Origin of the sequence: Mesorhizobium sp. M7A.F.Ca.CA.002.04.1.1 (assembly GCF_004022805.1) — a bacterium.
Classification (GTDB): domain Bacteria; phylum Pseudomonadota; class Alphaproteobacteria; order Rhizobiales; family Rhizobiaceae; genus Mesorhizobium; species Mesorhizobium ciceri.
The window spans coordinates 1-11,014 of the sequence record NZ_RZPL01000102.1; the positions used below are offsets into that span (position 1 = coordinate 1).

The 11,014-nt window shown below is 63.4% G+C and carries 11 protein-coding genes and 1 pseudogene; 6 read left to right on the top strand and 6 right to left on the bottom strand.

Annotated elements, in window-relative coordinates:
- Both ENZ75_RS07985 and ENZ75_RS07990 read left to right on the top strand, forming a co-directional pair.
- A pseudogene (locus ENZ75_RS07985) lies at positions 1-205 on the top strand (cytochrome ubiquinol oxidase subunit I); the annotation flags it as partial.
- A gap of 9 nt (positions 206-214) precedes the next feature.
- Positions 215-1,219: a cytochrome d ubiquinol oxidase subunit II gene (locus ENZ75_RS07990; protein WP_013528683.1), complete on the top strand. Its 1,005-nt coding sequence runs from the start codon at positions 215-217 to the stop codon at positions 1,217-1,219.
- Positions 1,220-1,274: 55 nt separating this feature from the next.
- On the opposite strand, the gene ENZ75_RS07995 is transcribed toward ENZ75_RS07990, so the two are convergent.
- Positions 1,275-3,863, bottom strand: coding sequence for an AAA family ATPase (locus ENZ75_RS07995; protein ID WP_063170411.1), 2,589 nt, complete (start codon positions 3,861-3,863; stop codon positions 1,275-1,277).
- 221 nt (positions 3,864-4,084) lie between these two features.
- Between ENZ75_RS07995 and ENZ75_RS08000 the strand changes: the two genes are divergently transcribed.
- The 3 genes from ENZ75_RS08000 (at position 4,085) to ENZ75_RS08010 (ending at position 5,186) form a co-directional block, all read left to right on the top strand.
- Positions 4,085-4,357 (top strand): DUF4242 domain-containing protein, encoded by a 273-nt coding sequence (locus tag ENZ75_RS08000; protein ID WP_063169628.1) that lies wholly within the window; start codon positions 4,085-4,087, stop codon positions 4,355-4,357.
- Positions 4,335-4,622: a hypothetical protein gene (locus ENZ75_RS08005; RefSeq protein WP_013528686.1), complete on the top strand. Its 288-nt coding sequence runs from the start codon at positions 4,335-4,337 to the stop codon at positions 4,620-4,622. The genes ENZ75_RS08000 and ENZ75_RS08005 overlap by 23 nt, the downstream gene beginning before the upstream one ends.
- Before the next feature lie 72 nt (positions 4,623-4,694).
- On the top strand, positions 4,695-5,186 hold the full coding sequence (locus ENZ75_RS08010; RefSeq protein WP_063169627.1) for a hypothetical protein: 492 nt from the start codon (positions 4,695-4,697) through the stop codon (positions 5,184-5,186).
- 62 nt (positions 5,187-5,248) lie between these two features.
- Here the strand turns inward: ENZ75_RS08010 and msrA are convergent, their stop codons facing one another.
- The 5 genes from msrA to ENZ75_RS08035 all read right to left on the bottom strand — a co-directional run bounded on the left by msrA (position 5,249) and on the right by ENZ75_RS08035 (position 9,012).
- Positions 5,249-5,986, bottom strand: coding sequence for a peptide-methionine (S)-S-oxide reductase MsrA (gene msrA, locus ENZ75_RS08015; protein WP_063169626.1), 738 nt, complete (start codon positions 5,984-5,986; stop codon positions 5,249-5,251).
- A gap of 142 nt (positions 5,987-6,128) precedes the next feature.
- Positions 6,129-6,407 carry a hypothetical protein gene (locus tag ENZ75_RS08020; protein ID WP_027162827.1) on the bottom strand — a complete coding sequence of 93 codons (279 nt, stop codon included), beginning with the start codon at positions 6,405-6,407 and terminating at the stop codon, positions 6,129-6,131.
- Positions 6,408-6,509: 102 nt separating this feature from the next.
- A complete protein-coding gene (locus tag ENZ75_RS08025; RefSeq protein ID WP_063169625.1) occupies positions 6,510-7,208 on the bottom strand; it encodes a DUF1223 domain-containing protein in 699 nt (232 codons plus the stop codon).
- Positions 7,209-7,359: 151 nt separating this feature from the next.
- Complete coding sequence (locus ENZ75_RS08030; RefSeq protein WP_244514250.1) at positions 7,360-7,671, bottom strand: endonuclease domain-containing protein; 312 nt, start codon at positions 7,669-7,671, stop codon at positions 7,360-7,362.
- A gap of 168 nt (positions 7,672-7,839) precedes the next feature.
- Entirely contained in the window at positions 7,840-9,012 is a 1,173-nt protein-coding gene (locus ENZ75_RS08035; protein ID WP_063169623.1) for a pilus assembly protein TadG-related protein, read from the bottom strand.
- Between the two features lie 187 nt (positions 9,013-9,199).
- Between ENZ75_RS08035 and lepA the strand changes: the two genes are divergently transcribed.
- The gene (lepA, locus tag ENZ75_RS08040) at positions 9,200-11,005 is read left to right on the top strand and encodes a translation elongation factor 4 (protein ID WP_063169622.1); all 1,806 of its coding nucleotides are present in this window, start codon (positions 9,200-9,202) and stop codon (positions 11,003-11,005) included.
- The last annotated feature ends 9 nt before the right edge of the window (positions 11,006-11,014 follow it).

Genomic DNA, 11,014 nt, shown 5'->3' on the forward strand with positions numbered 1-11,014 from the left:
GAAAACGGCAGACGCGGTCGGCCCGGTGGCGGGCAGCCATGTCGCGCTGACGCTGGCGACCTACCTCGTTCTCTATGTGCTTTTGCTGATCGCCTATCTCGGCGTGCTGGTGCACCTGGCGCTGAAGGCGGCGAAGGACGGCGATTCATCGCCGCTGCCGGGCGTCATGAACGCCGCCATGTCACAGCCGGCGGCTGGCGAGTAGGAGAAGAAGATGAGCTTCGACTGGCCAACCGCGCTTCCCCTCATCTTCGCCGGCCTGATGGGCCTCGCCATCCTGATCTACGTCATTCTCGACGGTTTCGATCTCGGCATCGGCATCCTGTTCGCCGCCGCCGAAGACGCCGAACAGGATACGATGATTGCCGCGATCGGCCCGTTCTGGGACGCCAACGAAACCTGGCTGGTGCTGGCCGTCGGCCTGCTGCTGGTCGCCTTCCCGCTGGCGCATGGCGTCATCCTGACGGCGCTCTACATTCCGGTCTTCGTGCTTTTGCTCGGGCTGATCCTGCGCGGCGTTGCCTTCGATTTCCGCGCCAAGGTGCCAGCTGGCCGGAAGCATCGCTGGAACCGTATTTTCTTCCTGGGTTCGCTCATCGCCTCACTGGCGCAGGGCTACATGCTGGGTGTCTATGTGCTCGGCCTCGATGTCGGCCTCGGCGGCATGGCGTTCGGCGTGCTGGTGGCGTTCTGCCTTGCCGCCGCCTACGCGGCGATGGGTGCCGCCTGGGTGATCTACAAGACCGAAGGCGAGCTGCAGAAGAAGGCGGTGCGCTGGCTGCGCACGACGCTGGTGCTGACCGCACTCGGCATGGCCGCGGTGTCGCTGGCGACGCCCTTCGCCAGCCCGCGCATCTTCGACAAATGGTTCGTCTGGCCGGAGATGCTTTATCTGTCGCCGCTGCCGATCCTGTCGGCGCTGCTGTTTCTGTGGCTGTGGCGGCAGACCTTCCATCTGCCGAAGCCCGACGACCGCCATTCACTGACGCCGTTCCTGACGCTGGCGGCCATCTTCGCGCTTGGCTTTGCCGGCCTCGCCTGGTCGTTCTACCCGTTCGTGGTGCCGGATCGCCTGACCATCTGGCAGGCAGCCTCGGCACCGGAAAGCCTGGCCATCATCCTGGCCGGCACCGTGGTGGTGCTGCCGATCATCATCTTCTATTCCTTCTATGCCTACCGGGTGTTCGGCGGCAAGGCGACCGACCTGACCTACGATTGATCCGCTCCATCTCTTTGACGCAAAGCGCCATGGGCTTTCTCAGGAAGGGCTGCTTTCAGATCAGCCCGGAATCGCGCGCGGCAGCTGTGGCCTCGCCACGCGAGATGGCATCCAGCTTACCCAGAACCGCGGAGACATGGTGATCGACGGTTTTTGGTGAAATGGTCAGATGCTCTGCGATCCGCTTGTTGGAGAAGCCGCGCTCGATCAGTTGCAGCACTTCCATCTGGCGTTGGGTCAGGCCGGCGCTGTTGGCGCGCGTGGTCTGGCGCGGCCCCCGGGCGATGCGAATGACGCCGTTGCGCCGCATGATTTCGCGCACATGGCTCGCAACCGGCTTGGCTCCAAGGGTCTCGAATATCTCGAGTGCCGCACGCTGCGCCGGCTCATCGCCCTGGGCGAGCGCGAGCGCACGTTCATAAGGTGCGTTGAGATCCGCCCAGACCGCGGCCGCCCCTTGCCAGTCGCCAGCCAGGAGCATTCGGTACGGCGCGGCCATGCCGGCCGTATCCCCCGCGTCGCTACCGGCGGAGAGGATCTGGCGCCAGCTGGCCAGTTCGGCAAACATAGCCCGCGTCGGCGACAGGGTCTCGGCAAGGTCGATCAGCCGCAGCGCCTCGGCGATTTCCGCCTCGCCGAGCCATGCCTGCTCGGCGACGATGGCGGCGTACGGCAACAGCCGCTGCAATTCGGCTCCCCTTTCCAGGAACCGATTCATTTCCGCCAGCAGTGGCTCGGCCGAAGGATCTCCGCGCCGAAGACGCAGTTTCACCAGGGCCACCAAAGCGGGATAGCGGACCAGCGCCGTCGCCTGGTCATTGCTTATGACATCCAGAGCCTCGGCGGCGGCTTCGTTCCAGTATCCCTGACGCAACAACAACTGTGCCCGAACCCCACGCATATAGTCACGCCAAGTCGCCAGATCGTTCTCGACGCAATAGTCGATGCCGCGATCAAGGAAGGATTGAGCCTGGCTGTAGCCCAATTGGTTGATCTCGCCACAGGCGCAATTGGTGAAGGCACGCGCGGCGTGCTCCTGAAAATTCTGCTCCAGCGCGATTTCAAGGCTGCGGGCGAGATGCAGCCGGCTGCTGGCCAGATCCAGCCACTGCTCGGCGGCGCCGACATTGTTGAGCGCGTGACAAACGACATCCTGCCGGTCCAGCTGCTCGGCAAGCTCGATCGCCCTGCCGCCCAGCGACAGGGTCTCGTCGAGCCTCTCGGCCAGCATCGCCAGCTGCGAAAGGTTCGAATAGGCCATGGCAAGTTCGGCACTGGCGGGAACTGCCTCCAGCAACGCGACCGCCTGGGCGCCGAACAGGTCGGCTGCCGGGCGGTCGCCCAACAGATAGGCGAAGCGCGATAGCCACCTGAGGCTGTCGCCTTCCTTCAGCGTGTTGCCAAGCGCCTTTTGCAACGCGCGGGCTTGTTCCTGCGCCTTGATGGCCTCGTCAATGCGGGCGATCAAGTGACACTCGAAGGCATACTGCTCGTAAAGTCCGGCGCGTTCTTCCACGGGCAAGGTGTCGGCCTGCCGCAAGGCGACCTCATAGTAGCCGGCGGCGTCGCGATGGGCGCCGACACGCGAAGCCTCGCGCGCGGCGATCGGCGCGAATTCGCGCACCGCCTCGAAATTGTGCGCTTCCACGGCGTGATGGACCAGGCGTGCGGTGGCGACGCCGCCGTTTTCAAGCAGCGCCGACAGCGCGCGCTGGTTGAACAGTCTCCTGTAACTTGTCGTCAGCATCATCTCGATGGCGCGGCGTGCGATTTCATGGCGGAAGGCATAGCCATCGCCCAGATCGTCGAGCAGCCCATTCGACACACATTCCGCCAGCTGTCCGGCGCTGGCGACGCCGCACAGGCCCTGCAGAGCCCAAGCATCGGCCCGCCTGGGAAACACCGACACCGCGTCCAGCATCGAGCGGGCACCGGCGGACAGCCGTTCGGCCCGCGCCACAACGGCGTCCCGCACGCTGGCCGGTGGCGTCATCTCATTGTCGGCACACAGGAGCTCGGTGACGAAGAAGGCATTGCCGGCGGTGACCCGGTAGATGGCGTCGCCATCTCGGCCGGCAGCGCTGGCGAGCGACAGGACGGCCGCCTCGCTCAACAGCGGCACGTCGATACGGGCAACGTTGCCCGACGGAATTTCACCCAGCGCCCGGCGCACACGCGCCTGTCCTTCGCTGCGGTCGGTGCGCGCCGTCAACAGGACCAGGATGTGGGTGTTGGCGATGCGCCGGCCAAGAAAGCGGACGAAATCGAGCGTCGCGTCGTCCGCCCAATGCAGATCCTCGATTACCAGAAGCGTCGGCTGGGTCCTTGTCTCGAACACGTCGAGGGCACCGGAGAACAGTGGCAGCCGCTGACCCTGCCTGGCGTCGATCGCCTGCGGCATCGCCCATTGCGCCTCGCGGGCGAGGTCATAGAGCGGTCCGAGCGGATCGGGGATCGACAGGTCCTCGCAGGCGCTGCGCAAGATGCGCGTAGCCTTGGCCGCGCCGGCGACGAAGGCCTCGACCAGTGCGGTCTTGCCGGCGCCGGCCTCGCCCGACAACGCCACCACGCTGCCGCGACCACGCGCGGCTTCGGCGAGAAGTCCGTCCAGCTGCTCCAGCTGTGTCTGCCGTTCCAGAAGCATGATCATCCGCTTTTCGTGATCCGGGTCGCCGCCGCACCCCGCTTTCGTCAGGCAGGATAGCGCGGCCCGGTATCGGCTTTGTGGCTCCAGCAGTGAACGCCGTTAACATGGGGAATCGTCCCACGAAACATAGGGAAAGGTTCCGATGCGCGCCCCTGGCGAGCGTGATCAATGTCCTCCGCGCTCAAAACCGGGCGTGAAACAGTAAAAAGGAACCTGATATGCCTCGCTATGTGGTTGAACGTACATTTCCCAACGGCCTCAGCGTGCCGGTGAACGAGGCCGGCGCCGATGCGCTGGGCGGCGTCATCATGCGCAACGCGGAGAAAGGCGTGACTTGGGTGCAGTCCTTCGTCTCGCCCGACAAGAAGCAGAGCTTCTGCATCTATGACGCGCCTTCGCCGGAAGCGATCCGCAGCACGGCCCAGAAAAACGCGCTGCCTGTCGACAAGATCACGGAGGTGCGGGTTCTTGACCCTTACTTTTACCGTTGACCCGATCGATGAGTATCAAACTGCCCTTCGCGGCGACGGCAGCGTGCCTGACGAATCGTTCAGCGGGCCGTCGGCGGCGTCGAGACCCGTCGGACGAGACCCGTTACCGGGCCGGGCTTTCTGGCGGCTGGCCTCGCTGCTGTTCGCGCCATTGCGCAAGAGTCGGCGTCGATTGCCTCCGCAGGACGATTATCTGAGACGCGACATCGGCCTGCCGGAGCTCGAGGGTCTGCCGCACTACTGGGACTTCACCCGGTACCAATGATGCGTGCAGCCGAGATCCGACGTCGCAGCGGGAGCGGCGGCTCCCGCGCGCCATCAACAAGGAGGAGAGAACATGAACATCCATCTGTGGACCAAACACCTCATCAACCTGTCGATCGCGGCCACGGCGGCCAATGCTCACAACGCTGGCGCGCTGGACGAGAAGGTGCGGGCAGCCAACAGCCGCTTCGAGAACGTGGCGATGGCGACGGCCGAGGGCTATGCGCCGATCCCTTGCGCCAGCGGCATCACCGGCGGCGCCATGGGCATCCACTATGTCAATGCCGGTTATCTGAAGGACGATGCGGTCGAACTCGCCAAGCCCGAGGCGGTGATGTACGAGCCGATGGCAAACGGCAAGCTGAGGCTGGTGGCCGTCGAGTACATCACCTCGAAAGGTCCGGCTTCGCTGGAAGGGCAGCTGTTCAATTTCGACAGCGCGCCCAACCGCTACGGTCTAGGCCCGTTCTATGAACTGCATGTCTGGGCCTGGAAGAAGAACCCGGCCGGCACCTTCGCCGACATGAACCCGACTGTGTCGTGTGACGCGATGAAGGCCATGTAGCCGGCAGGGGCGGGGCGGCTGAGTGCGCAAATCTCCCCCCGCGAGGGGGAGATTGGGCATTCTTAGTTGCTCGCCGACAGCACCAGCACCGGCTTCTCGCTATAGAGCGCCGGGAACAGGGCCTTCAGGTTCGCCACCTTGGGCAGGTCGTTGTAGACGATGTAGGGATAGGTCGGGTTCAGCGTCAGGAAGTCCTGATGATAATTCTCGGCCGGATAGAAGGTCTTGCCGGTTTCCAGCGTGGTGACGATCGGCTCCGGGAACACCTTGGCCTGGTCGAGCTGGGCGATGTAGCTTTGCGCGATCTTCTTTTGGGCATCGTTTTCGGCGAAGATCGTCGAGCGGTACTGCGTGCCGGAGTCCGGACCCTGGAAATTCAGCTGGGTCGGGTTGTGGGCGACCGAGAAATAGACCTGCAGCAGCTGGCCGTAGGTCACCTTCGACGGATCGTAGGTGATCTCGACGGATTCGGCATGCCCGGTGCGGCCTGAGCCGACCGTCTCGTAGACGGCGGTGTCCTTGTCGCCGCCGGTGTAGCCGGAGACGGCCTTGGTGACGCCCTTGACGTGCTGGAACACGCCCTGCACGCCCCAGAAACAACCGCCGGCGAAGACTGCCTTTTCAGTGCCGGTGGCCGCCTTCTCGTCGAGCGCCGGCGGCGGGATCTTCACCGCGTCCTCGGCCGAAACCGCCGGCGTCAGCCAGAAGGCGGCGCCCGCGGCGGCCAGCGCAAGAGCGGCGAGCGCGCTGCGGAAGACGTTCGACGATTGTCTGATGACTGGTTTTTGAATGTCGGTCATGGCTTGAGCTCCTGTGACGTCCATCATGTGGAGTCTATTGGATAAGATACGATCATGCGACGGGCGAGTTGCGGCCGAAGCCTCACTTTCACGTGCATCCGGCTTCGGACCCGCGGGACCGAAGCCGGAAACAGCACCGCCTTTACTTGGCCGGAGCCATCGCATCCGTTGCCGGCTTCATGGCGTCAGCCGCCGGCTTCATGGAATTGGTGGCCATCGGGTCGGCAGGCTTCATCGCATCCGTTGCAGGTTTCATGGCGTCTGCGGCCGGCTTCATCGCATCCGCGGCCGGTTTCATGGCATTTGCAGCCGGCTTCATCGCATTGGTCGCGTCGTCGGCACGGGCGATGCCGCCGGCAAACAGCGCCGTCGAGCACAGAGCGAGAGCGAGCGCCGGCAGCGTCAGGCGGGAAGTGGTCATGATGATCTCCTTGGGGTTGGCGTTGAAGGCGCGCCCTCTTGGCGGCCGTGCTATGCGGCGCCGCTCCATGCGGCGTTGCGCAATTTCTTGTCGAAGCGCGATCTAGTCGGTCGCGGCAGCCAGGATCGGTCCGCCACCGGGCGACTGCACGAGCACGGCGGTGCTCAGGCCGCCGGACGCGGCGGGCAGAGGATATGTCGCGGCCGCGCCGGTCCAGCTGCCGAGTTTTTCGAGCGCATGCACGACATTGGCGTGCGGCAAGGTGCGGCCGGTGTTTTCGCCGCGCGAAACCGGCACCTCGACCACGCCCTTGGCATAGCGCACCAGCCAGACATCGGCGTGGCCGCCAGGTGCGGCGCCGGCGCCGATGCTGATCCTGCCGCCATCGAGTGACAATGCCGGGCCGCTTGTCCGGCCGCTCGCCGCAATCAGCTTTTCGATTTCGCCGGGTGCGGCACCGACGACATCGGCATGGCCGTTGACCACCACTTGCGGCGTGAACGGCCCGTCATGACCGAGCGCCGGCTCATAACTGACCTGGCGCCGGGTGAATTCCTGTTTTCCGAAGATATCCTTCCAGCCGAGATAGTCCCAGTAGGTGACGTTGAACGACAGCGCCAGCACGCCGGGCTGGTCCTTGACCTTGATCAGATTGGCATTGGCCGGCGGGCAGGACGAGCAGCCCTGGCTGGTGAACAGCTCGACCACGCTGAGCGGCTGGGCCGCCGCCGCACCGAGCGACGCTGCCAGCGCAATCGCCGAGAGGCTGGACACTTTGATGAACGTACAGGATCGCGACATCGGCTTGCTCCGTGGGCGGCGGCGCCTGGAAGCACCGCAGATATCCCCACTTCGCCGCTGTCGGCGCCTTCGTTACAGCGCTCACCGGTTTGTGATCGGGCCGCAGGCGTTCTTCCCTTCTCCCCCTGTGGGAGAAGGGAAGAACGCGCCCCTACCGCCAAGGCTGTAGGCTGGTATCCCGTACATAGGCGATGATGGTATCGCTAACGGCGTTCATGTCTTTCAGAACGTCATCGTTCCAAAAGCGCAGAATGCGAAAGCCTTTCTCTTCCAGGTGAGTTTTGCGGACGCTGTCAGACTCCAACTCCGCATGCTGGCTGCCATCGATCTCGACGACCAAGCGTGCTTCGAAGCAGACGAAATCGGCAATGTACTTTCCAATGGGAACCTGGCGCCGAAATTTTATCCGGTCGAGCCTGCGGTCGCGCAGTTCATGCCACAGCCGGTCTTCCGCTTCCGTCATTACACGCCGGAGCGAACGGGCGAAGCTTCGTTTGGCTGGCGGGACAGGTTGATGCGGCATGGCTTAGATTAGCCAGCTATTGCGCTCCGTCCAGCACCCCTCATCCGTCTCGGCGCTACGCGCCGATCCACCTTCTCCCGCAAGGGGAGAAGGCAAGAGGAGCAGCATCTACTGCGTCAGCAGTGTGTCGGACGGTCGCTTGTTGAAGTCGCACTTGCCCATCACGCTGTAGAAGAAGTCGGCGTTCGTAACGTCTGGCAGTGGAGGATTGTTGCCGCCGTCTTCCCATGCCTGATCGCTGGTCTCGCTGCAGGGCACCACGGCGAAGATGTCGACGACCGTGTTGCTGGCAACCTCGACGGGGAGGTATTTGGAAGGGTTCAGGGCCTTTTGTGCCGCGGTGCTGTACCCGGCGCCGAGGTAGAGCCGGTTCGACGTGTCTGTATTGTTCGACCTGAGCGGGTTGACCGGCCCGGACGGCACATCCATCTGCAGATAGAGCTTGTCCATCGTGCTCACGTTGATTGTTGCGCCACTGCTGTTTCCGGCGGAATTCGTGGTCGCGCACGTCGTCTTGAAATAGACGGTGGAGCCGTTCGTTTTTCCGCTTTTTGCCACCGCGGTGCTTTTGTAAACTCCCGCAGTGGCCGTGAAATCGGTTGTTGATCCTACTGTCGTGCACAGTTGGGTCTGAACCAGCGTATCGGTTGGTCCCGTGGTAATAGTTGTCGTCCCGTAACCTTTCGGCTCGGCAGCGGTATAGGTCTTACCACCGCTCGTATAGGAATAACTATACGCTTTGTAGTTGTAGTTGGCCTTCATCATGGCCGTCGGCGTGGTCGTGGAGGTCCAACCGTAGGGAAGGCCGTACAGAGTCATGGTCTTGTTCCAGTAGCCCGAAACGTGATCGACATTGAACGTAGCTTCGACCAGCGCCGGCGTCTTGCTCACCGCCGACGCGACGCCGACCGTTACCGTGGGAATCCTGGCGATCTGCATGAACACGGTCGGCATGGCGAAACTTGCCGAGGCCTGCGCGGTGGCGGTGCCGTTGGCGCTGACGTCGAAGCTGTTCAGGGTCGCTGCGCCCCGCCCGCCGTTTTCTCTGTAGGTATCCTGGAGCATCACCTGGCGCTGCGGCTTCGTCGAGGCCGTATCCATCGTGGTGATCGACAGGATCGCGGCGTCGAGTGCCGCCTGCTCGGTCGACCTGGTCTGGACAGCGGAGGTGTAGTCGACGGAAAAGCCGATCGCGGTGATCAACGGTATCATGGCAAGAATGAGTATCGGTGCGAACGAGCCGCTCCGCGACTCGATAAAACTGCCTGCAAGCCCCCGCATGCCTTCGTCCTTACATCAGATATTTCCCTCCGCTAACATCCCGTTCGCAAATTATGCTCTAACGGGCTTGGTTAAAATTTATAGATTTTTCGCGAAAAGCGCGAAAAAAGCGACAGGTGCCCGTGCTGCCTGCTCCGGCAAAGGCGCACAGCTTGCTCGGGCAAGCCACCCCTGCTAAACGCGCGCCATGAGCACGCCCCTCGACCACATCCGCAATTTCTCCATCGTCGCCCATATCGACCATGGCAAATCCACGCTTGCCGACAGGCTGATCCAGCTGACCGGCGGGCTGGAGCTGCGCGACATGAAGGAGCAGGTGCTGGACTCGATGGACATCGAGCGCGAGCGCGGCATCACCATCAAGGCGCAGACGGTGCGGCTGAAATACCGCGCCAACAATGGCGAGGACTATATCCTCAATTTGATCGACACGCCCGGACATGTCGACTTCGCCTATGAAGTGTCGCGGTCGCTGGCCGCCTGCGAGGGCTCGCTGCTGGTCGTCGATGCCTCCCAGGGCGTCGAGGCGCAGACGCTGGCCAATGTCTACCAGGCGATCGACAACAACCACGAGATCGTCGTGGTGCTGAACAAGGTCGACCTGCCGGCCGCCGAGCCCGAGCGCATCCGCGAGCAGGTCGAGGAGGTGATCGGCATCGACGCCTCCAACGCCGTGCTGATCTCGGCCAAGACCGGCCTCGGCATTCCGGATGTCCTGGAGGCCATCGTCCACCAATTGCCGCCGCCGCGCGAAGGCGACGCCACGGCACCCCTGAAGGCGATGCTGGTCGACAGCTGGTACGACGCCTATCTCGGCGTCATCGTGCTGGTGCGCGTCATCGACGGCGTGCTGAAGAAGGGCCAGACCATCCGCATGATGGGCACCGGCGCCAAATATCTGGTCGAGCGCACCGGCGTGTTCACACCGGCGCGCATCAATGTCGACGAGCTCGGCCCCGGCGAATTCGGCTTCTTCACCGGCTCGATCAAGGAAGTGGCCGACACGCGCGTCGGCGACACCATCACCGAGGACAAGCGCGCCACCGCCAAGGCGCTGCCCGGCTTCAAGCCGGCGCAGCCTGTGGTGTTCTGCGGCCTGTTCCCGGTCGACGCCGCCGATTTCGAGGATCTGCGCGCCGCAGTCGGCAAATTGCGCCTCAACGACGCCAGCTTCTCTTTTGAAATGGAAACCAGCGCCGCGCTCGGCTTCGGCTATCGCTGCGGCTTCCTTGGCCTCTTACATCTCGAAATCATCCAGGAGCGGCTGGAGCGCGAGTTCAACCTCGACCTGATCGCCACGGCACCCAGCGTCGTCTACCGGCTGGCTCTGACCGACGGCTCGATGAAGGAACTGCACAACCCGGCCGACATGCCCGACGTGGTCAAGATCTCGGCGATCGAGGAGCCGTGGATCCGCGCCACCATATTGACCCCCGACGACTATCTCGGCGGCATATTGAAACTCTGCCAGGACCGGCGCGGCATCCAGGCCGACCTGTCCTATGTCGGCAAGCGCGCCATGCTGATCTACGATCTGCCGCTCAACGAGGTCGTCTTCGATTTCTACGACCGGCTGAAGTCGATCTCCAAGGGCTACGCCTCCTTCGACTATCACCTGACCGACTACCGCGAGGGCGACCTGGTGAAGATGTCGATCCTGGTCAATGAGGAGCCGGTCGACGCGCTGTCCATGCTGGTGCACCGCACGGCGGCGGAAAAGCGCGGAAGGCAGATGTGCGAGAAGCTCAAGGAGCTGATCCCGAACCATCTGTTCAAGATCCCGATCCAGGCGGCAATAGGCGGCAAGGTCATCGCCCGAGAAACCATCTCGGCGCTGCGCAAGGACGTCACCGCCAAATGCTACGGCGGCGACGTCTCGCGCAAACGCAAGCTGCTGGACAAGCAGAAAGAAGGCAAGAAGCGGATGCGGCAGTTCGGGAAGGTGGACATTCCGCAGGAGGCGTTTATCCAGGCCTTGAAGATGGGGGACTAGGTCCTTAAG